This is a genomic window from Streptomyces soli (assembly GCF_003999195.1).
In the GTDB taxonomy this organism is placed as follows: domain Bacteria; phylum Actinomycetota; class Actinomycetes; order Streptomycetales; family Streptomycetaceae; genus Actinacidiphila; species Actinacidiphila soli.
Window position 1 is genome coordinate 1 of the sequence record NZ_RJVR01000287.1, and the last position, 22,380, is coordinate 22,380.

Genomic DNA, 22,380 nt, shown 5'->3' on the forward strand with positions numbered 1-22,380 from the left:
GCGCCGACGCCGAGGTCGACCTCGCCGGCCGCGAGCGCGGCGACCAGGCCGGTCAGCGTCGCCCGCCGGGTGCGCGGCATCGCCAGCGCGGCCGGGTCCAGCGCCGCCAGCGCCTCCGGAGAAGGGAACAGCCGCGTCAGCCCGCCCCCGTTCCCGGCCTCCGGGTCGGCCACCGGCTCGCCGTGCGCCTCCACCAGGCGACTGGCCAGCGTGCGCGCCGCCGCCGTCGACACCTGCTGGCCCAGCACCACCCGTACCGCGAACTCCGCGCCGTCCACGGTGCGCGGGACCCGCCGGCCCGGGGCCTTGTCCACGTACGGGGCGAGCAGCGCGTCGCGACGCAGCAGCTCGTCGACCGCCACCGGATCCGCGTCCAGGTCGAGCAGCCACCGGCAGCGGCTGATCGCCAGCGACAGGTCCCGCCAGTCCGTCAGCGACAGCCGGCACGCGATGTGGTCCGTGGCCGGGCGCAGGCTCACCACGCCGTGCCCACGCGGCAGCCGCAGCGTGCGGCGGTAGGCGCCGTCCCGCCACTCCTCCACCCCGGGCACCCCGGTCGCCGCCAGATGCCCGAAGAGGTTGTCCGGGCAGAGCGGCGCCCGGTACGGCAGCCTCAGCGACAGCGCCCCGGCCGCCTGCTGGTCCGGCCGGGCCCGGGACCGCAGATCCGACGGCGTGAGCGCGAAGACCTCCCGCACGGTGTCGTTGAAGGTACGGATGCTGGAGAACCCGGCCGCGAAGGCCACCTCCGCCATCGGCAGCCCGCTGGTCTCGATCAGCAGCCGCGCCGTCTGCGCCCGCTGCGCCCTGGCCAGCGCCAGCGGCCCGGCGCCCAGCTCCGCCAGCAACTGCCGCTCGATCTGCCGCGTGCTGTATCCCAGCCGCGCCGCCAGCCCCGGCACGCCCTCCCGGTCCACCACCCCGTCGGCGATCAGCCGCATCGCCCGGGCCACCAGGTCGGCCCGCTCGTTCCACTGCGGCGACCCCGGGCTCGCGTCGGGCCGGCAGCGCTTGCAGGCCCGGAATCCGGCCTGCTGGGCAGCGGCCGCGCTCGGGTAGAAGGTCATGTTCTCGGGCTTCGGCGGGACCACCGGGCAGCCCGGGCGGCAGTAGATCCTCGTGGTCAGGACAGCCGTGAAGAACCACCCGTCGAATCGGGAGTCCTTGGCCTGCACGGCGCGTACGCAGCGCTCGAAGTCGGTGTGCATGTCCTCCAGCATTCGCCCCCGGGGGCTGCCGAGGCTAGCGAGAATCCGACATCAGGGTGGGCGGAACGTACGTGTCGGAAAACCGCCGGACCAGCCACCGCACCGCCTGATGGACTGGCCCCATGACGACGACCCACCACCTCAAGTCCCGCGCCGAGCTCTTCCACTCCCTCCACACCCCCGGCCACCCGCTGGTCCTGCCCAACGCCTGGGACGCCGCCAGCGCCCGTGTCATCGAGGAGGCCGGCGCCGCCGCCGTCGCCACCACCAGCTCCGGCGTCGCCTGGGCCCTGGGCGCCGCCGACGGCAACCACGCCGACGGCAACCACGCCGACCGCGACGAGGTGCTGCGGGCCCTCGCCCGGATCGTGGCCGCCGTCGACATCCCGATGAGCGCCGACATCGAGGGCGGCTACGCGGACGACCCCGACGGCGTCGCCGAGACCATCCGGGGCGTCCTCGCCGCCGGAGCCGTCGGCGTCAACATCGAGGACTCCCAAGGTTCCGCCCTCCGCGACACCGCCGAGCAGTCCGCCCGCATCACCGCCGCCCGCAAGGCCGCCGACGAGGCCGGAGTGCCGCTCTTCATCCACGCCCGCACCGACACCTACCTGCGCAACGCTGGCGGCCTGTCCGAAACCCTCGACCGCGCCGCCGCCTACCTCGCCGCGGGCGCCTCCGGCATCTTCGTCCCCGGCGTCACCGACCCCGCCCTCGTCGCCGAACTCGCCTCCGCCATCGACGCCCCCCTCGGCATCCTCACCGGCCCCGGCGCCCCGTCCGTCCCCGAACTCGCCGCCGCCGGCCCCGCCCGCATCAGCATCGGCGGCGCCCTCGCCGAGTCGGCGTACGCCCTGGTCCGGCGCGGCGCCCGCGAGCTGCTGGAGCGCGGGACGTACGACTCCTTCGGCGAAGCCATCGCCTACGGCGAGTTCAACGCCCTGATGCGCGGCTGAGCTCGGTCCGTGAGGCCCGCGGCCGCAGCTGCAGGGCGCTGATCAGCGCCAGCTCGTCCTCTCTCAGCAGCGACGGTGCATCATCCTGCATGGTTTGGCCTCATGAGCCAGAATCCTGCGTTTGGCGGCTTCCGTGGGTCAGTCTCCCATTGTGGACTTCATGGGCCCGCACCCGGCGGGCGTGAAGGAGGGCCGGATCATGGCTTTCGCCGACTACCACGACGAGATCTACTTCGACGGGCTGCACGGGGTGGTGCCAAGCCTGCCCATGACCTTCGACGATCTGGAGCCGCTGGGCGAGGCGGCGATGCCGCCCGCTGTGCGCTCCTACGTGGTCGGCGGTGCGGGCAACGAGTACCCAGCGGGCCAACGTCACTGCGTTCGAGCAGTGGGGCCTCGTCCCACGCATGATGGTCAGCCCCACCCAGCGTGACCTGTCCGTCGACCTGTTCGGGATGCGCCTGCCCACGCCGCTGTTCATGGCCCCGGTCGGGGTGCTCGGTCTGTGTGCCCAGGACGGCCACGGTGACCTCGCCACTGCCCGCGCTGCCGCCCGCATCGGCGTGCCGATGATCGCCTCCACCTTGACCGTCGATCCGATGGAGCAGGTCGCTGCCGAGTTCGGCGACACGCCCGGCTTCTTCCAGCTCTACACCCCCACCGACCGGGAGGTGGCCGAGAGCCTGGTCCACCGGGCCGAGGCCGCGGGCTTCAAGGGCATCGTGGTCACCCTCGACACCTGGATCCCCGGCTGGCGGCCCCGTGACCTGACGGCCAGCAACTTCCCCCAGTTGCGCGGCCACTGCCTGACCAACTACACCAGCGACCCGGTCTTCCGCTCCCGGCTCGCCAAGGCCCCCGAAGACGACCCGACTGCGGCAGTGATGCACTGGACGAAGATCTTTGGCAACCCCCTCACCTGGGACGACCTGTCCTGGCTGCGGTCGATCACCAACCTGCCGCTGATCCTCAAGGGCATCTGCCACCCCGACGACGTCCGTCGCGCCAAGGACGGCGGCGTGGACGGCATCTACTGCTCCAACCACGGCGGTCGGCAGGCCAACGGTGGCTTTCCCGCGCTCAACGCCCTTCCGGAAGTGGTCGAGGCCGCCGACTGCCTGCCCGTCCTGTTCGACTCCGGCGTTCGCACCGGAGCGGACATCATCAAGGCCCTCGCCCTGGGTGCTACCGCGGTAGGCATCGGCCGCCCCTATCTCTACGGCCTGACTCTGGCCGGCGCTGACGGCGTCGTCCACGTCCTGCGTTCCCTGCTGGCCGAGGCCGACTTGCTCATGGCCGTCGACGGCTACCCCACCCTCGCCGACCTCACCCCCGACGCCCTCCGCCGCCTCACCTGACACCTGCCAACCAGCCGGGGCCAGGATCCACACGCCCGTGCCGTTCCAGGTTGCCTGGCGCGTAGTGGCGTGGCGCGAGCGCAGCATGGACTATGCATGGCGAATGGCGGCAGAAGGTAAAGGTCCGACTCCAGATCCGCCGCGTATGCGGTCGGGTCCGCCGCTCACCGGCGATCCCTTGCCCGCCGAGTGGTTCGCTCTGGTGCACCACCTCACCGAAACAGGCCAGGCCCTGAAGCGGGCCATCGAGCCTGCCGCCCCTGTGGACACAACGCCCTACTGGCCGTGGCACCGTCAAACGTGTCGTCACCGAACGGACCACATTTCGCGACGAGCACGCCCTTGTCCAGCAGGATCAGATTGTCGCACCGGTTCTGGCGTCCCACGACGCAAAGGAAGGCGACTGGGCCTTCACCGGAAGCGCTCACCCCACTGGCAGGCCCGCTAATCCGACGCCCAGCCGTAGCACGAAAGTCGATGGCAACCATGACGGAGCAATCCACCGTCCGTAGCGTGACCTACGATCTGCTGCGGACCCTGAAACTCACCACGGTTTTCGGTAATCCCGGCTCCACCGAACAGCCCTTCCTGCAGGATTTCCCAGAGGACTTCACCTACGTCCTGGCGCTGCAGGAGGCGTCCGTCATTGCGATGGCCGACACCTTCGCCCAGGTCACCCGCCGCCCCGCACTGGTCAACGTGCACTCCTCGGCCGGGCTGGGAAACGCCGTGGGCAACCTGGTGGCGGCCTACCACGGAAACACGCCGCTGATCATCACCTCGGGACAGCAACATCGGGAACTGGTGATCGGGGAGCCGTATCTCGGCAACCGTGAGGCCACCACACTGCCGAAGCCGTGGGTGAAATGGTCCTACGAGCCGGCCCGCGCCGAAGACGTCCCAGAAGCCTTCATGCGGGCTTACGCGGAGGCGTTGCAGCCGCCGGCGGGACCGGTCTACCTGTCGATTCCCATGGACGACTGGAAGCGGCCCCTGTCCGGTTTTGCCCGAGTGCGGACGGTGAGTGACCGCGTCGTCCCCGACACGGAACGGCTGCGCGGCTTCGCCGACCGCATCTCAGCCAGCCTTCGTCCCGCGCTGGTCTTCGGGCCGGAGGTCGACCGCAGCGGCGGATGGGACGCGGCCGTCGCCCTGGCGGAGAAGCTGCGCGCCTCCGTCTACGGCGCCCCGCTGCTGGACCGCGCCTCCTTCCCCGAGAACCACCCCCTCTTCCGCGGCCCGCTCGGCATGTCGGTGAAGACCATCAGCGACCGGCTGACCGGACACGACCTGGTGGTCGTGATCGGCGCGGAGGTGTTCCGGTACTACCCCTACGTGCCCGGCGACTACCTCCCCGAGGGCACGGAGCTCCTGCAGATCACCGGCAATCCGGGGGTTGCCGCGGCGGCGCGTGTGGGCGACAGCCTCCTGGGCGATCCCACCACGGCGATCGAGCTGCTCCTGGACATGGTCACAGAGGGATCCACACGGACCGCTCCGGAGCCGATGGCGCGGCCCCGTGAGCTGCCACAGGCGCCGAACAGCCCGCTCACCCCACCGGAGGTCTATGCCACCCTGAGCAAAGTTCGGCCGCCCGACGCGGTCATCGTCAACGAATCGACCTCCACGATGGCGCAGCAGGTCGAGTGGCTTCCGACGGTCAGGACCGGATCGTTCTTCGCCACGGCCAGCGGCGGGATCGGCTGGGGCACCCCTGCCGCGGTGGGCGTCGCGCTCGGCGACCGGGACCGGGGCGTCCAGCGGCCGGTGGTCGGCTTGATCGGCGACGGTTCCTTCCAGTACTCCGTGCAGGCCATCTGGACGGCGGCGCAGCACAGCCTCCCGGTCGTGTATGTGGTCATGCGCAACTACGAGTACTCCATCCTCAAGTCGTTTGCGGTGCTGGAGGAGACCCCGGGCGTTCCGGGGCTCGACCTGCCGGGGCTCGACATCGCCTCCGTGGCCCGCGGCTTCGGATGCCGTACGGTCGACGTGGAGACCACTCAGGACCTGGAGCGGGAGTTCAAGGCGGCCCTGACCGCCGGCACCACCACGGTCATCGTGGTGCCCACGCAACCCCAGAAGGCGATGTTGTAGCCATGCGGTCCGCACGATCGGAGAGGGGGCAGCTGTCATGGACCTTGGTCTGAAGGACCGGGATCTGGAGGTGCCGGCCTCCGCCGAGGTCGTTATCGAGGGGCACCTGTCCGCAACGCGTGATGCCGTGGAGGGCCCGTTCGCGGAGTTCCACGGCTGGGCACTGCCCGAGACGTCGCCGCAGCCGCTCTTCAGCATCGAAGCGATCACGTACCGAGACGACCCCATCTGGCCGCTGGCCGCCGCCGGACGGCCTGTCGACGACTCACACGTTGCACCGGCTGCGGGTATCTCCGCAGAGGTCGTCGCGGTCCTGCAGGAGGCGGGACTGCCCATCACGACTGCCTGGCTACCGCTCGGCGCCGCCTGCTTCTGGACGGTGATCACGGTCCCGCAGAACTGGCGCGATCTGTTGCCGGGGATGGACACCGCGCGATTCGTGCACCGCATCGGTGAGGTACTGAACGGCACCCGGGTTGGCCGACTCTCCCCGGTCGTCTACGTCCTCGACGACGACGTGGATCCGTCGAACGACTCGGATCTCCTGTGGGCGCTGGCCACCAGGGTGCATCCGTCGCTCCGCCAAGAGCTGTGGCACGGGCCGATCATGCCGTGGTACCCGTGCTTCCTCGAGGAGGAACTGCACAACGGCTGGGGAGCCGTCGTCGTACACGACGCCCTGCTCCCGGCAGTGGGAAGCGGACGCGTTCCGCCCGCCACCTTCGACGGCGTCTTCCCGGCGGATGTGCGCGCCAAGGTCCTGGCCGCCGAATCCGAGTGGGCAGGCGACACCGGCTCTGCCGCATCGAGCTAACACCTGCGGTGCCGTAGACCTCTGGGGTGCAACCACCAGGTGGCCCGTCACACGACCGGCATGACAATGACAATGCTCAACCTTCGATGCGAGAGGTCAACGGCCCCAGGACATGACCTCGCAGCGGTCATGTACTAGAGTTATCTCGACATCGAGATATCTGCCGAGGCGTACCGCTGCCGCCCGAGGTAAGGGCCACCTAGCTAATCCTTACCTCAGCGGACCGGCCACGCGGCCGAAGCGGCAGCATGCGGTGGTACGCGCGAATTCATGCAATGAAGGAGACTGTCGTGTCGGCGAACAGCTTCGACGCCCGCAGCACGCTGCAGGTGGGCGACGAGTCGTACGAGATCTTCAAGCTGGACAAGGTCGAGGGCTCCGAGCGCCTCCCTTACAGCCTGAAGGTGCTGCTGGAGAACCTGCTCCGCACCGAGGACGGCGCGAACATCACCGCCGACCACATCCGGGCGATCGGTGGCTGGGACTCCCAGGCGCAGCCGAGCCAGGAGATCCAGTTCACGCCGGCCCGCGTGATCATGCAGGACTTCACGGGTGTGCCCTGTGTCGTGGACCTCGCCACCATGCGTGAGGCCGTCAAGGACCTGGGCGGCGACCCGTCGCGCATCAACCCGCTGGCCCCCGCCGAGCTGGTCATCGACCACTCGGTCATCGCCGACCGCTTCGGCACGCCGGACGCCTTCGCGCAGAACGTGGAGCTGGAGTACAGCCGCAACAAGGAGCGCTACCAGTTCCTGCGCTGGGGCCAGACGGCGTTCGACGAGTTCAAGGTCGTCCCGCCGGGCACCGGCATCGTCCACCAGGTCAACATCGAGCACCTGGCCCGCACCGTCATGGTCCGCAACGGCCAGGCGTACCCCGACACCCTGGTCGGCACCGACTCGCACACCACGATGGTCAACGGCCTGGGCGTGCTGGGCTGGGGCGTCGGCGGCATCGAGGCGGAGTCCGCTCTGCTCGGCCAGCCGGTCTCCATGCTGATCCCGCGCGTGGTCGGCTTCAAGCTGACCGGCGAGCTGCCGACCGGCACCACCGCGACCGACCTGGTCCTCACGATCACCGAGATGCTGCGCAAGCACGGCGTCGTCGGCAAGTTCGTCGAGTTCTACGGTGAGGGCGTCTCCGCCACCTCGCTGGCCAACCGCGCCACCATCGGCAACATGTCGCCGGAGTTCGGCTCGACCGCCGCGATCTTCCCGATCGACGCCGAGACGATCAAGTACCTGAAGCTCACCGGCCGTCCCGAGCAGCAGCTCGCGCTCGTCGAGGCGTACGCCAAGGAGCAGGGCCTCTGGCTGGACCCGGCCGCCGAGCCGGACTTCTCCGAGAAGCTGGAGCTCGACCTCTCCACGGTCGTCCCCTCCATCGCCGGCCCGAAGCGCCCGCAGGACCGTATCGTCCTGGCCAACGCCGCCGAGCAGTTCAAGAGCGACGTGCGCAACTACGTGGACACCGCCGACGAGGCCGGCAAGGAGTCCTTCCCGGCCTCCGACGCCCCGGCCGCCACCAACGGCGTGCCGACCCGCCCGACCCTCGTCACGGCCCCCGACGGCTCGACGTACGAGATCGACCACGGCGCCGTCACCGTCGCCGCGATCACCTCCTGCACCAACACCTCGAACCCGTACGTCATGGTGGCGGCCGCCCTCGTCGCCAAGAAGGCGGTCGAGAAGGGCCTGACCCGCAAGCCGTGGGTCAAGACCACCCTGGCCCCGGGTTCCAAGGTCGTCACCGACTACTTCGACAAGGCGGGCCTGACCCCGTACCTCGACAAGGTCGGCTTCAACCTGGTCGGCTACGGCTGCACAACCTGCATCGGCAACTCCGGCCCGCTGCCCGAAGAGGTCTCCAAGGCGGTCAACGACCACGACCTCGCGGTCGCCGCGGTCCTGTCCGGCAATCGGAACTTCGAGGGCCGGATCAACCCGGACGTCAAGATGAACTACCTGGCGTCGCCCCCGCTGGTCGTCGCGTACGCCATCGCGGGCTCGATGAAGGTGGACATCACCAAGGACGCGCTGGGCACCGACCAGGACGGCAAGCCGGTCTACCTCCAGGACATCTGGCCGACCGAGGCCGAGGTCAACGACGTCGTGGCCAACGCCATCGGCGAGGACATGTTCAACAAGTCCTACCAGGACGTCTTCGCGGGCGACGCGCAGTGGCAGTCGCTGCCGATCCCGACCGGCGACACCTTCGAGTGGGACGCCCAGTCCACCTACGTCCGCAAGCCCCCCTACTTCGACGGCATGGCGCTGGAGCCGTCCCCGGTCACCGACATCACCGGTGCCCGCGTGCTGGCCAAGCTGGGCGACTCGGTCACCACCGACCACATCTCCCCGGCCGGCGCCATCAAGGCCGACACCCCGGCCGGCAAGTACCTCACCGAGCACGGCGTCGAGCGGCGCGACTTCAACTCGTACGGCTCCCGCCGCGGCAACCACGAGGTCATGATCCGCGGCACCTTCGCCAACATCCGGCTGCGCAACCAGGTCGCGCCGGGTACCGAGGGCGGCTACACCCGCGACTTCACCGTCGAGGGTGGCCCGGTCTCCTTCATCTACGACGCCTCGCAGAACTACCAGGCCGCCGGCATCCCGCTGGTCATCCTGGCCGGCAAGGAGTACGGCTCCGGCTCGTCCCGCGACTGGGCGGCCAAGGGCACCTCGCTGCTGGGCGTCAAGGCCGTCATCGCCGAGTCGTACGAGCGCATCCACCGTTCGAACCTCATCGGCATGGGCGTCCTGCCCCTGCAGTTCCCGGAGGGCGCCTCCGCCGAGACCCTGGGCCTGACCGGCGAGGAGACCTTCTCCTTCACCGGCGTCACCGCCCTGAACGACGGCGGCATCCCCGAGACCGTCAAGGTCAAGGCCGGCGACGTCGAGTTCGACGCCAAGGTGCGCATCGACACCCCCGGTGAGGCGGACTACTACCGCAACGGCGGAATCCTGCAGTACGTGCTGCGCTCGCTGATCCGCAAGTAAACGCCTCGGCGCGCCGACCGGGCCCGTATCCCCTCACCGGGGGTGCGGGCCCGCTCCCGTTTCGGGGAGGTCTCAACTAGGGAAATCTGTCCGCCAAACGTGTGTATGACCTTGCCCACATCTCACATAGTGGACTATACCTTTCTGTGTCCGGGCGGGGGGAGCGGCGGGTGTGTGGCCCGCTCACAACAGTCTTCCCTTCACCGCTTGGTCCTGGAGAAGGCGAGGACTTGAGTATGGGATCCGACATCAACCGCCGCGATCTGATCAAGCGAGCCATGGCCGTCGGCCTGGTGGCAGCCCCTTCCGCAGCGTTGCTGAGCGCGTGCGCCACCTCGGGTGGGAGCAGCCACAACTCCACCGCCCCGGCGGGGAAGACATCCGCCACGAACCCCCTGGGGGTGAAGAAGGGCGTCGCACTTGAGGCGTTCATCTTCAAGGGCGGCTTCGGCGACGACTACGTCAAGAACGCCGAGAAGGACTACAAGGCAACGTACGGCGTCACCGTCAAGCACACCGGCACCCAGTCCCTCGGCCCCAAACTGCAGCCCCGTTTCGCCGGCGGCACCCCGCCAGACGTCATGGACAACTCCGGCGCCGACAACCTCGACACCGCGTCCCTCGCCTCGCAGGGCCAACTCGCCGACCTCACCCCGCTGCTGGACGCGGCGACCATCGACGACCCGGCGAAGAAGGTCCGCGACATCCTCGTCGCCGGCACCATCGAGCAGGGCCAGTACGGCACCAGCGCGGTCTACGCCCTCAACTACGCCTTCACCGTGTACGGCACCTGGTACAGCCAGAAGCTGCTCGGCGACAAGGGCTGGGCATACCCCCAGACCTTCGACGACATGATCAAGCTGGCCGCCACGATCAAGGCGGCGGGCATCGCCCCCTTCACGTACCCGGGCAAATACCCGTACTACGTGCACTTCGACTTCTTCGCGCAGATCGCCAAGGTCGGCGGCAAGGAAGCCATCATCGCCATCGACAACCTGGAGGACGGCGCCTGGCAGACCGACTCCGTCAAGCAGGTTGCCGCGTACTACGAGGAGCTGGCCGCCAAGGGCTACTTCCTCAAGGGCTCCGAGGGCATGACCCACATCCAGGCGCAGACCGCCTGGACCAAGGGCAAGGCCGCCTTCATCCCCAACGGCTCCTGGGTGGAGAACGAGGCCGCCCCCACCATGCCGGCCGACTTCAAGCTGGGCGTCGGCGGCACCATCGGCACCGGAAGCAGCGACAAGCTTCCCTTCGGCACGGTCCGCGCGGCCGCCGGTGAGCCCTTCATCGTCGCCAAGAGCGGCAAGAACCCCGAGGGAGGCATGGAGCTGCTGCGCATCATGCTCAGCAAGAAGCACGCCCAGGCCTTCACCAAGTCGCTGAAGTCCCTGACCTGCTACGCGGGCGCCGAAGAGGGGCTGAGCCTGACCCCGGGCCTGACCTCGGCGAGCGCCGCGCTGAAGGCGGCCGGCTCCGATGTGGTGAATCCCCGGCTGCAGGACTGGTATCCGACGCTGAGCAACGAAACGATCGGCGGAGCGACCGGCCAGCTCCTCACCGGCAAGATCACCTCCGCCGAGTGGATCAAGCGTGCGCAGAAGGGCGCTGACGACACCAAGAAGGACTCGTCGATCAAGAAGTTCAAGCACTCCTGACGGGACGGCGCGATGCGGCACGGCAAGTACCGGTTCATCATCGGGTTCCTGGCAGCTCCACTTGCGATGTACGCCGTCTTCGTGATCTCGCCGTTCATCCAGGCGTTCCAGATCTCGATGACGGACTGGAGCGGCCTGACTCCCGACATGAACTTCATCGGTCTGGAGAACTACGACAAGCTGGTGCACAACGACCTGTTCTGGCAGGCGCTCTGGCACAACGTCATCATTCTCCTCGTGGTGCCGGTCGTGACGCTGGGACTGGGCTTGTTCTTCGCCTTCATGCTCAATGTGGGCGGCCGCCGCAGAAAGGGCGCGGCGGCCGTCACGGGCGTCAGAGGCGCGGGCCTGTACAAGGTCGTCTACTTCTTCCCGCAGGTGCTGTCGATCACGATCGTCGCGGTCCTGTGGCAGCAGATCTACAATCCCGACCCGTCCGACGGCCTCCTCAACTCACTCCTGGGAGCCATCGGGCTGGGCTCGCTCCAGCAGTCCTGGCTCGGCGACCCGAACCTGGCGCTCATCTGCATCATGGCCGTCATGGTGTGGTGCAGCGTCGGCTTCTACGTGGTGCTCTTCTCGGCCGGCATGTCCTCCATCCCGAGTGACATCTACGAGGCCGCGCTGCTGGACGGCGCGACCCGGGGCGCGACCTTCTTCCGGATCACGCTCCCGCTGCTGTGGGACACGGTCCAGACCGGCTGGGTCTACATGGGCATCATCTGCATGGACGCCTTCGCGTACGTCCAGATCATGTCCGTGCAGAACGGCGGCCCCGACGACGCCACCCAGGTGGTGCCGCTGCTGCTGTGGAAGACAGCGTTCCGGGAAAGCAGCCAATACGGCCTCGCGGCTGCGATGGGTATCGCGATGCTGATCGTCACGATGGTGTTCGCCGTCCTCACGCTGCGGTTCTCGCGGCGCGAGCGGGTCGAGTTCTAGGGAGCCTGCGATGACGACGGACACCGTACGGGTGGAGAAGGCGGCCGCCGGGCAGCGGCAGGCGACGCGTACGAAGCGGCGCTGGCGCGCCAGCGAGGGCGGGGTGCTGAACGTCTTCTCGCACGCCTTCCTGATCCTCTGGGCGCTGATGGTGGGCGTGCCGCTGCTGTGGGCGGTGTGGAGCTCCTTCAAGACCGACTCGCAGATCCTCGGCTCGCCGTGGTCGCTGCCGACCAACCTGCACTTCGAGAACTGGGCGCGAGCCTGGACCAAGGCCAACATCGGGCAGTACTTCCTCAACACCTTCGTGGTGGTCGGCTTCTCCACCGTCGGCACGATGGTCCTCGGGTCGATGGCGGCCTATGTGCTGGCTCGTTTCGAGTTCCCCGGCAACCGCTTCGTCTACTTCCTCTTCGTCGGCGGCATGGCCTTCCCGGTGATCATGGTGCTGGTGCCGCTGTTCTTCGTCCTGAGGAACATGCAGCTTCTGAACACGGTCCCGGGGCTGGTCCTGGTCTACATCGCCTACTCGCTACCCTTCACCGTCTTCTTCATGACGGCCTTCTTCAGAACGCTGCCGACCTCGGTGGCGGAGGCGGCGCTGATCGACGGGGCCTCGCACAGCCGGGCGTTCTTCCAGGTCATGCTACCTATGGCCAAGCCGGGCCTGATCAGCGTCGGGATCTTCAACATCCTGGGCCAGTGGAACCAGTACCTGCTGCCGCTGGTGCTGAACCAGGGCGAGACCAAGCAGTGGGTCCTCACCCAGGGCCTGGCCGACCTCGCAGTGCAGCAGGGCTACAAGGGCGACTGGTCCGGACTCTTCGCCGGACTGACGATCGCGATGCTTCCGGTACTCGTCGTCTACGCAGTGTTCCAGAGGCAGGTACAGGCCGGTCTGACCGCCGGTGCCCTCAAGTAATAACCGAACGTACACCTGTCCGGCGGCTCCGTGACACCACGGGGCCGCCTGCGCGTTTTGGGCCTATTCCCATAACGGTGTGGTTCTGCCCCTTGACGGAACACAAGCCCAAACGCTCAGCTTAGAGTTCACATGTTGTAGACGACGGGGTCTCATCGGTGCGACTCCGCCGCCATGTACCGGCAGGAGTGGTTGGTCGTGGAGACTCCGGGATCGCAGTCATCGCTGCACCGGGCCAATCTGGAGAGGGTGGTCCGGGCCGTACGGCTGGCCGGTTCGCTCACCCAGGCGGAGATCGCCCGGGGTACCGGACTGTCGGCGGCCACGGTCTCCAACATCGTTCGTGAGCTGCGGGACAACGGCACGGTCGAGGTCACCCCGACCTCCTCCGGCGGCCGCCGGGCCCGCAGTGTGGCGCTGTCCGGGGACGCCGGGATCGTGGTGGGGGTTGATTTCGGCCACTCGCATCTGCGGGTCGCGGTCGGCAATCTGGCCCACCAGGTGCTGGCCGAGCAGTCCGAGCCGATCGACGTGGACGCCTCGGCCTCGCAGGGCTTCGACCGGGCGGAAGAGCTGGTCGGCCAGCTGATCGAGGCCACCGGCGTCGACCCCGGCAAGGTGCTGGGCGTCGGCCTCGGCGTTCCCGGCCCGATCGACGTGGAGACCGGCGCCCTCGGGTCGACCGCGATCCTGCCGGGCTGGAGCGGCATCAACCCGCGCCAGGAACTCGCGGAACGCCTGCGGATGCCGGTCCAGGTGGACAACGACGCCAATCTCGGGGCGCTGGGCGAGCTGGTCTGGGGCGGCGGCCGCGGCGTCAAGGACCTTGCGTACATAAAGGTCGCCAGCGGTGTCGGCGCGGGGCTGGTGATAGAGGGCCGGATCTACCGCGGCCCCGGTGGCACGGCCGGCGAGATCGGCCACATCACCCTGGACGAGGCCGGTCCGGTCTGTCGCTGTGGCAACCGGGGCTGTCTGGAGACCTTCACCGCCGCCCGCTACGTGCTGGACCTGCTGCGTGGCAGTCATGGCCCCGATCTCACCACGCCTCGCATGGTTCAGCTGGCCCGCGAGGGCGATCCGGGCTGCCGCCGGGTGGTCGCCGACGTCGGCCGGCACATCGGCATGGGCGTCGCCAGCCTCTGCAATCTCCTCAACCCCAGCCGCATCGTCCTCGGCGGCGACCTCGCGGAGGCCGGTGAGCTGGTGCTTTCCCCGATCCGGGAGTCCGTGGCCCGCTACGCCATCCCCAGCGCCGCCCGCCAGCTCTCGATCGTCCCGGGCTCCCTGGGGGCCCGCGCGGAGGTGCTGGGCGCGCTCGCACTGGCCCTGAGCGAGGTGGGTGACTCGCACCTTTTGGATGGCACTGTCCCCGAAGTAGCCCCCGTATTCACAGGGTGACGCTGCGTTCATCTAGATAACGAAACGCACCGTTGCCATCTCGTTAAGGATTTACTTCTTGACGACAAAGCTGCGGCCGAGTTGACTCACGTTCACCTCGGCCGCAGCGTTGCGGCCCTGTCAGGGAGGCAACCCCAAATGAACGCAATAATGCGTCGAGTTGTGATCGGCACCGCCGCGGTCTCGATGGCCCTTTCGGTGGCCGCCTGCGGCAAGGCCGGTAGCAGCAGCTCGAACAGCAGCAGCAGCTCGAGCAAGAGCAGCAGCTCGAACAAGAGCATCGGTCTGCTGCTCCCCGAGAACGCCACCACGCGGTACGAGCAGTTCGACAAGCCGCTGATCGAGGCGAAGATCAAGGAGCTGTGCTCGGACTGTTCCGTCGAGTACGCCAACGCCGCGGGTTCCGCGACCACGCAGGCTCAGCAGGTCAGCAGCATGATCACGAAGGGTGTCAAGGTCCTCATCGTCGACGCGTTCGACTCCGCGGCCATCAAGTCCTCCGTGCAGGCGGCCAAGGACAAGGGCATCAAGGTCGTCGCGTACGACCGCCTCGCCCAGGGCCCGGTCGACGCGTACGTGTCGTACGACAACGAGAAGGTCGGTGAGCTCCAGGGCCAGGCCCTGCTGACCGCCCTCGGCTCCAAGGCCAAGCCGTCCTCGAAGATCGTCATGATCAACGGTGACGACGCGGACCCGAACGCCGCGCAGTTCAAGGCCGGTGCCCACAAGGCCCTCGACGGCAAGGTCGACATCGCCTACGAGCAGAGCGGTCTGTGGAAGGACACCGTCGCCAACCAGAAGGTGACGGCGGCGATCACCCAGCTCGGCGCCAAGAACATCGCGGGCGTCTACTCCGCCAACGACGGCATGGCCGGCGGTATCGCCACCGCCCTCAAGGGCGCCGGCATCAGCGGCATCCCGCTGACCGGTCAGGACGCCGAGCTCGCGGGTGTGCAGCGGATCCTCGCCGGCACCCAGTCCAGCACGGTCTACAAGGCCTACAAGCCGGAGGCCGACACGGCCGCCACGCTCGCTGTCGACCTGCTCAACGGCACGAGCATCACGTCCACGGTCACCACCACCCTCACCAGCGCCTCGGGTGACAAGGTCCCCTCGTCGCTGCTGACCCCGGTCTCGGTGACCAAGGCGAACATCAAGGACACGGTGGTCGCCGACAAGCTCTACACCGTCGCGCAGATCTGCACCGCCGAGTTCGCGAAGTACTGCACCGCGGCCGGCATCAAGTAAGGGCCTGACGGCCACGCGAAGCCCGTCCGATGCCCGCCCCACTCCACACCCCGCTGCCGGGGCGGGCATCGGATGGAACCGTGACCGGCGGAACCGTTGCCAATTGGCAGCGGATTCGCGCATGTTCATCTTGTAAACCGTGCTTTTGGCACAATCCTCCGCGCGCCCAATTGCGCGGCATCCCCGCCGGTCAGGCGGCGAAGGAGATGGTTCACGTGTCCGCTACGCCCGTGCTGGCGTTGCGCGGAGTCTCCAAGCGATTCGGTGCGGTTCAGGCACTCACCGATGTCGATCTGGAGGTCCACGCCGGAGAGGTCGTCGCGCTGGTCGGCGACAACGGCGCAGGAAAGTCCACCCTGGTCAAGACGATCGCCGGTGTGCACCCGATCGACGAGGGCACCATCGAGTGGGAGGGCGCGCCGGTCAGCATCAACCGGCCGAACGACGCCCAGGGACTGGGTGTCGCCACCGTCTACCAGGACCTCGCCCTGTGCGACAACCTCGACGTTGTCGGCAACCTCTACCTCGGCCGTGAACTGAGGCGTGGCGGCGTACTCGACGAGGTGACGATGGAGCAGCGCTCGCGCGAGCTCCTCAACACCCTGTCGATCCGCATTCCGAGCGTTCGGATCCCGATCGCCAGCCTGTCCGGTGGACAGCGCCAGGTCGTCGCGATCGCCCGCGCCCTGATCGGCGAGCCCAAGGTCGTCATCCTCGACGAGCCCACCGCGGCCCTCGGTGTCGAGCAGACCGCGCAGGTCCTCGACCTGGTCGAGCGGCTGCGAGAGCGCGGCCTCGGCGTCATCCTCATCAGCCACAACATGGCCGACGTCAAGGCGGTCGCCGACACCGTCCACGTCCTGCGCCTGGGTAAGAACAACGGCTCCTTCCCGGTGAAGGACACCAGTCACGAAGAGATCATCGCCGCGATCACCGGTGCCACGGACAACGCCGTGACCCGTCGTCAGGGGCGACGCAGCACGGAGGCGGCAAAGTGAGCGACACGTCCAAGACAGTGAAGCCGCAGGAAACGGCGCCTCCCGAGGACCCCACCGCGGCGCCGGTGGCCGTCGTCGACCCGCGTCTGCTGGTCCGCGACGAGGGCTTCAAGGGCTACCTCACCGAGTTCAAGCGCAAGGTGCGCGGCGGTGAGCTGGGCTCGCTGCCCGTCATCATCGGCCTGGCCGTCATCTGGACCGTCTTCCAGACCCAGGACAGCCTCTTCCTCAGCTCCACCAACCTCGCCAACATCAGCTACTTCCTGGCCGCCACTGGCATGCTCGCCATCGGCCTGGTCTTCGTACTGCTGCTCGGCGAGATCGACCTCTCGGTCGGCTCGGTCAGCGGTCTGTCGGCCGCCGTCTTCGCCGTCCTGGCGACCACCCACGGCGTCAATCCATGGCTGTCCGTCCTGCTGGCCATCCTGACCGGCGTCGTCATCGGCGCTGTCCAGGGCTGGTTCTTCGCCAGGATCGGCGTACCGGCCTTCGTGGTCACCCTCGCCGGCTTCCTCGGCTGGAACGGCCTGATGCTGTGGCTGCTCGGCGACAGCGGCAGCCTCTCCATCGAGGACAAGGGCCTGCTGCACCTCCTCGGCCAGCGCTCCTTCTTCATGGACCAGGCCGTCATCGGCGCCTACCTGCTGGCCGGTCTCGGCACGCTCACCATGCTGGCCGGTTCGCTGATCGAGCAGAGCCGCCGCCGCAAGGCCGGTGTCCCGTTCCGTCCGACCAGCGAAATCGCGCTGCGGGTCGGCGCGCTGGCCGTGGTCTCCTTCGTCGCCGCGTACGTCCTGAACCAGGCGACCGGCGTGTCCAACGCCCTGGTGATCTTCCTCGCGGCGCTGGTGATCACCGACTTCATCCTGAGGCGCACCTCGTACGGCCGCAAGATCTTCGCGGTCGGCGGCAGCATCGAGGCCGCCCGCCGGGCCGGTATCAACGTCGCCGTGGTCCGCATCTCGGTGTTCGCCATCTCCGGCGGCTTCGCGGCGCTCGGCGGCCTGTTCTTCGCCGCCCAGACCTACACCGCGACGCTCGGCGCGGGCGGCGGCAACGTCCTGATGCTGGCCATCGCGGCCGCGGTCATCGGTGGCACCAGCCTCTTCGGTGGCCGGGGCAACGTGTGGTCCGCGCTGCTGGGCATGCTGGTCATCCAGTCCATCCAGACCGGCCTGGACCTGCTCAACATGAACACCTCGCTCCAGTACATGATCACCGGCGCCGTGCTCCTCGCCGCCGTGGTCATCGACTCCGTCTCCCGTAAGAGTCAGAAGACGTCCGGCCGCGGCTAGTCGTGGCCGTCGCCGAGACAACAGTGGTGTGATGTGCCCGGCACCGGGGATGATCGTTCCCGGTGCCGGGCACGGGTGTGTGCGGGGGCCGAAAGGCCAACACATAGACTCGGGCATTCGGGAAACCGGTAAGCGACAGCAACAAGGAGGCACGGGTGGCGCTGCTGACCCGCATCCAGGGACCGCGCGACCTCGACCGGCTCAGCCAGGAGCAGCTGGTGGAGCTGGCGGGCGAGATCCGTACCTTCCTCGTCGACGCGGTCTCCAAGACCGGCGGCCACTTGGGCCCCAACCTCGGTGTGGTCGAGCTCACCATCGCCATGCACCGGGTCTTCGACTCGCCCAAGGACAAGGTGCTGTTCGACACAGGGCACCAGAGCTACGTGCACAAGCTGCTCACCGGTCGTCAGGACTTCTCCCGGCTCAAGGGCAAGGGCGGCCTGTCCGGCTACCCCTCCCGCGCCGAGTCCGAGCACGACATCATCGAGAACAGCCACGCCTCCACCGTCCTCGGCTGGGCCGACGGCTTCGCCAAGGCCAACCAACTGCTCGGCAGGCGCGACCACGTCGTCGCCGTCATCGGTGACGGCGCTCTCACCGGCGGCATGGCCTGGGAGGCGCTCAACAACATCGCCGCCGCCAAGGACCGTCCGCTGGTCATCGTCGTCAACGACAACGAGCGGTCGTACGCACCTACCATCGGCGGCCTCGCCGATCACCTGGCCACCCTGCGCGTCACTGACGGCTACGAGCAGTTCCTGTCCCGCACCAAGGAGCTGCTGGAGCGCACCCCGCTCATCGGCAGGCCGCTGTACGAGACGCTGCACGGCGCCAAGAAGGGCCTGAAGGACTTCATCGCCCCCCAGGGCATGTTCGAGGACCTCGGCCTGAAGTACGTCGGCCCGATCGACGGCCATGACATCGAGGCCCTGGAGTCCGCGCTGACGCGGGCCAAGCGCTTCGGCGGCCCGGTGATCGTGCACTGCCTCACCGAGAAGGGCCGCGGCTACAGCCCGGCCGAGCAGGACGAGGCCGACCGCTTCCACGGCATCGGCCCGATCCACCCCGACACCGGCCTGCCGATCTCGGCCGGCGGCGCCGACTGGACCTCGGTCTTCGGCGAGGAGATGGTCAAGCTCGGCAAGGAGCGCAAGGACATCGTGGCGATCACCGCCGCGATGCTCCAGCCGGTCGGCCTCGACAAGTTCGCCAAGGCCTTCCCGGACCGGGTCTACGACGTCGGCATCGCAGAGCAGCACGCCGCCACCTCGGCGGCCGGCCTGGCCACCGGCGGGCTGCACCCCGTCGTCGCCGTCTACGCGACCTTCCTGAACCGCGCCTTCGACCAGGTCCTGATGGACGTCGCCCTGCACAAGTGCGGGGTGACCTTCGTCCTGGACCGGGCCGGCGTCACCGGCACCGACGGCGCCTCGCACAACGGCATGTGGGACATGTCGATCCTCCAGGTCGTCCCCGGCCTGCGGATCGCCGCCCCGCGCGACGCCGACCAGGTACGTGCCCAGCTCCGCGAGGCCGTCCACGTCGACGACGCCCCCACCGTGGTCCGCTACTCCAAGGGCGCGGTCGGCCCGGCCGTCAAGGCGGTCGGCACGGTCGGCGGCATGGACGTGCTGCGCGAGGCCGGCGCCGAGCACCCCGACGTGCTGCTGGTCTCGGTCGGCGCGCTGGCGCCCATGTGCCTGGAGATCGCCGGCCTGCTGGACGCCCAGGGCATCACCACCACCGTCGTCGACCCCCGCTGGGTCAAGCCGGTCGACGAGGCCCTGCCGGGCCTGGCCGCCCGCCACCGGGTCGTCGTCACCGTCGAGGACAACGGCCGCGCCGGCGGCGTCGGCTCAGCGATCTCGCAGGCGCTGCGCGACGCGGGCGTGGACGTCCCCCTGCGCGACTTCGGCATCCCGCAGCAGTTCCTCGACCACGCCTCCCGCAAGGAGGTCATGGCCGAGATCGGGCTCACCGCCCCGGACATCGCCCGGCAGGTCACCGGCCTCGTCTCCCGGCTGGACGGGCGTTACGAGGACGAGCCCGCGCAGGTGGCCGGCGAGTAAGGCTCCGCTCCAGGGCCGGGTGGATCACCTTTACGGGTGATCCACCCGGCCTTCGTACAGGTGTAGGCGCGCCGAGTCCGGTGACACGCATTCCCGAGTGCTGTGATGCGGGGGCAAGCTGCGGAGGTGCGCCGGTGGACGTCAGAACACCCAAGATCCCGGAAGACGGCAGGCACAGCTTTTTCCGTACCAAGTCCGTCGAACAGTCCATCCGGGACACCGAAGAGCCCGAGCACGCGCTCAAGAAGTCGCTGTCCGCCCTCGACCTCACCGTCTTCGGCGTCGGAGTTGTCATCGGCACCGGCATCTTCGTCCTCACCGGCCAGGTCGCCAGGAACAACGCCGGGCCGTCCGTCGCCATCGCCTTCGTCGTCTCCGGCATCGTGTGCGCGCTCGCCGCCCTCTGCTACGCCGAGTTCGCCTCCACGGTCCCGGTGGCCGGGTCCGCGTACACCTTCTCCTTCGCCACGCTCGGCGAGCTGCCCGCCTGGATCATCGGCTGGGACCTGATCCTCGAACTCGCCCTCGGCTGCGCGGTGGTGTCGGTCGGCTGGTCCGGCTACATCCGCTCGCTGATGGACAACGCGGGCTGGCATCTGCCGACCGCGCTGGCCGGCAGCACCACCAACGAGACCCACTTCGACCTGCTCGCCTTTCTGCTGGTCCTGGTGCTGACCGCCATCCTGATCGGCGGGGCGAAACTGTCCGCCCGCGTCACCTCGGTCATCGTGGCGGTCAAGGTGGCGGTGGTGCTCATCGTCATCGTCGTCGGAGCCTTCTTCATCAACTCGAGCAACTACTCGCCCTTCATCCCGCCGGCCGTCCCCGCCACGGGCGGCGGATCGAATCTCAAGGCGCCCCTGATCCAGGTGATCTTCGGCTACACCCCGACCAACTTCGGCGTGATGGGCATCTTCACGGCCGCCGCCGTGGTCTTCTTCGCGTACATCGGCTTCGACATCGTGGCGACCGCCGCCGAGGAGACCAGGAACCCGCAGCGGGACGTCCCGCGCGGCATCCTCGGCTCGCTGGCGATCTGCACGGTGCTGTACGTGGCCGTGTCCGTGGTCGTCACCGGCATGGAGAAGTACAGCCGCCTGTCGGTCCAGGCCCCGCTCGCCGACGCCTTCAAGGCCACCGGGCACCCCTTCTGGGCGGGCCTGATCAGCTTCGGCGCGGCCATCGGGCTCACCACGGTCTGCATGATCCTGCTGCTGGGCCAGACCCGGGTGTTCTTCGCCATGAGCCGCGACGGGCTGCTGCCGCGCTTCTTCTCCCGGGTGCACCCCCGCTTCAAGACCCCCTACCGCTCGACGATGCTGCTCGGCGGCATCGTGGCGGTCATCGCGGGCTTCACCAGCATCTCGGAACTGGCCGACCTGGTGAACATCGGTACGCTCTTCGCCTTCATCGTCGTCTCCGTCGGGGTCGTCATGCTCCGCCACAGCCGCCCCGACCTGCCGCGTTCCTTCCGTACGCCCCTGGTGCCATGGGTGCCGGCGCTGTCCGTCATGGCCTCGCTGTGGCTGATGCTCAACCTGCCGACCGAGACGTGGGTGCGCTTCGGTCTGTGGATGGTGCTCGGCTTCGTCATCTACTTCGCGTACGGGCACCGGCACAGCCGGATGCGACGGCAGGTCACCGAACGGGGCTGAGGTTCACGGTGCCGCGCGGTCCGGGTAGGTTGAGGCGCGTGCCGAGCCGCCGTCCGACCCCCGCGTACTGGCTACGGGTCGGGCCGGCGCTCGTGGTGTGCGCTGCCGTGGTCCACCTGCCGTCCTTCATACGGTCCGTCTGGAACCCGGACGAGGGCTTCCTCGCCACCCAGGCCCGCATGCTGGCCGCCGGCGGCTCGCTCTACAACACGGTCGTCGACCGCAAGCCGCCGCTGCTGCCCTGGCTCTACGAGGGCGCCTTCGCGCTCTTCGGCGACGGCTCGCTGTGGCCGGTACGGGTGCTGGCCGTGCTGGCGCACGTGGTGACGGCCGCGCTGCTGGTCTCGCTGGCCCGGCGCCGCTGGGGCGACCGCTGGGGCGCCGCCGCAGGCCTCGGCTACCTGCTGCTGTCGATCGGCCTCGCGCCCGAGGACACCCAGGCCGCCAATTTCGAGATCTTCACCCTGCCCTGGACCGTCGCGGCCGTGTGGTGCGCCGACCGCTCGCGGTGGGGCTGGGCCGGGCTCGCCTGCGCGGGCGCCCTGCTGACCAAGCAGACCGGGGCGGCCGTGCTGCTGCTGGTGGCCTGGATGCTCTGGCGTGCCGCGCGAGCCGGGGAACCGGCGGCCGTACGGCCCCGGACGCCGCGCACGGACGGTGTGGCGGTCGGCCCGGTGGGCCCGGCGCTGCCCGCCACGGCCGGCGAGGCCGTCCTGCCGCCGCTGCGGCTTCTGCGGGCAGGCCTCCCCGGGACCCG

At 68.8% G+C, this 22,380-nt stretch carries 15 protein-coding genes and 1 pseudogene; 15 read left to right on the forward strand and 1 reads right to left on the reverse strand.

Annotated elements, in window-relative coordinates; translation table 11 throughout:
- A partial coding sequence (locus EFK10_RS31635; protein ID WP_164836228.1) for a bifunctional transcriptional activator/DNA repair enzyme AdaA occupies positions 1 to 1,208 on the reverse strand: 1,208 nt, incomplete at its 3' end.
- Positions 1,209 to 1,330: 122 nt separating this feature from the next.
- On the opposite strand from EFK10_RS31635, the gene EFK10_RS31640 reads away from it, so the two are divergent.
- The 15 genes and pseudogenes from EFK10_RS31640 to EFK10_RS31710 form a co-directional block, all read left to right on the forward strand.
- Positions 1,331 to 2,164 carry an isocitrate lyase/PEP mutase family protein gene (locus EFK10_RS31640; RefSeq protein WP_127359087.1) on the forward strand — a complete coding sequence of 278 codons (834 nt, stop codon included), beginning with the start codon at positions 1,331 to 1,333 and terminating at the stop codon, positions 2,162 to 2,164.
- 199 nt (positions 2,165 to 2,363) lie between these two features.
- A pseudogene (locus tag EFK10_RS31645) lies at positions 2,364 to 3,522 on the forward strand (lactate 2-monooxygenase).
- A 513-nt stretch (positions 3,523 to 4,035) separates the two neighbouring features.
- Positions 4,036 to 5,619: a benzoylformate decarboxylase gene (gene mdlC / locus EFK10_RS31650; protein WP_240677593.1), complete on the forward strand. Its 1,584-nt coding sequence runs from the start codon at positions 4,036 to 4,038 to the stop codon at positions 5,617 to 5,619.
- A gap of 37 nt (positions 5,620 to 5,656) precedes the next feature.
- Positions 5,657 to 6,433, forward strand: a complete 777-nt coding sequence (locus EFK10_RS31655; protein WP_127359089.1) for a UbiD family decarboxylase domain-containing protein — start codon at positions 5,657 to 5,659, stop codon at positions 6,431 to 6,433.
- Positions 6,434 to 6,723: 290 nt separating this feature from the next.
- The gene (gene acnA / locus EFK10_RS31660; protein ID WP_127359090.1) at positions 6,724 to 9,435 is read left to right on the forward strand and encodes an aconitate hydratase AcnA; all 2,712 of its coding nucleotides are present in this window, start codon (positions 6,724 to 6,726) and stop codon (positions 9,433 to 9,435) included.
- 236 nt (positions 9,436 to 9,671) lie between these two features.
- Entirely contained in the window at positions 9,672 to 11,093 is a 1,422-nt protein-coding gene (gene ngcE, locus EFK10_RS31665; protein ID WP_127359091.1) for an N-acetylglucosamine/diacetylchitobiose ABC transporter substrate-binding protein, read from the forward strand.
- Between the two features lie 12 nt (positions 11,094 to 11,105).
- Positions 11,106 to 12,035, forward strand: a complete 930-nt coding sequence (locus EFK10_RS31670; RefSeq protein ID WP_127359092.1) for a carbohydrate ABC transporter permease — start codon at positions 11,106 to 11,108, stop codon at positions 12,033 to 12,035.
- 10 nt (positions 12,036 to 12,045) lie between these two features.
- Entirely contained in the window at positions 12,046 to 12,957 is a 912-nt protein-coding gene (locus EFK10_RS31675) for a carbohydrate ABC transporter permease (RefSeq protein ID WP_127359093.1), read from the forward strand.
- A 198-nt stretch (positions 12,958 to 13,155) separates the two neighbouring features.
- Positions 13,156 to 14,358, forward strand: a complete 1,203-nt coding sequence (locus EFK10_RS31680; protein ID WP_127359094.1) for an ROK family transcriptional regulator — start codon at positions 13,156 to 13,158, stop codon at positions 14,356 to 14,358.
- Between the two features lie 138 nt (positions 14,359 to 14,496).
- Positions 14,497 to 15,606, forward strand: coding sequence for a sugar ABC transporter substrate-binding protein (locus EFK10_RS31685; RefSeq protein ID WP_240677594.1), 1,110 nt, complete (start codon positions 14,497 to 14,499; stop codon positions 15,604 to 15,606).
- Positions 15,607 to 15,812: 206 nt separating this feature from the next.
- Entirely contained in the window at positions 15,813 to 16,604 is a 792-nt protein-coding gene (locus tag EFK10_RS31690) for an ATP-binding cassette domain-containing protein (RefSeq protein ID WP_127359095.1), read from the forward strand.
- Entirely contained in the window at positions 16,601 to 17,899 is a 1,299-nt protein-coding gene (locus EFK10_RS31695; protein ID WP_127359096.1) for a sugar ABC transporter permease, read from the forward strand. Before EFK10_RS31690 ends, EFK10_RS31695 begins: the two co-directional genes overlap by 4 nt.
- 155 nt (positions 17,900 to 18,054) lie before the next feature.
- Entirely contained in the window at positions 18,055 to 19,968 is a 1,914-nt protein-coding gene (dxs, locus tag EFK10_RS31700) for a 1-deoxy-D-xylulose-5-phosphate synthase (RefSeq protein WP_127359097.1), read from the forward strand.
- A 134-nt stretch (positions 19,969 to 20,102) separates the two neighbouring features.
- Positions 20,103 to 21,623, forward strand: a complete 1,521-nt coding sequence (locus tag EFK10_RS31705; RefSeq protein WP_240677595.1) for an amino acid permease — start codon at positions 20,103 to 20,105, stop codon at positions 21,621 to 21,623.
- A 38-nt stretch (positions 21,624 to 21,661) separates the two neighbouring features.
- A partial coding sequence (locus EFK10_RS31710) for an ArnT family glycosyltransferase (RefSeq protein ID WP_240677596.1) occupies positions 21,662 to 22,380 on the forward strand: 719 nt, incomplete at its 3' end.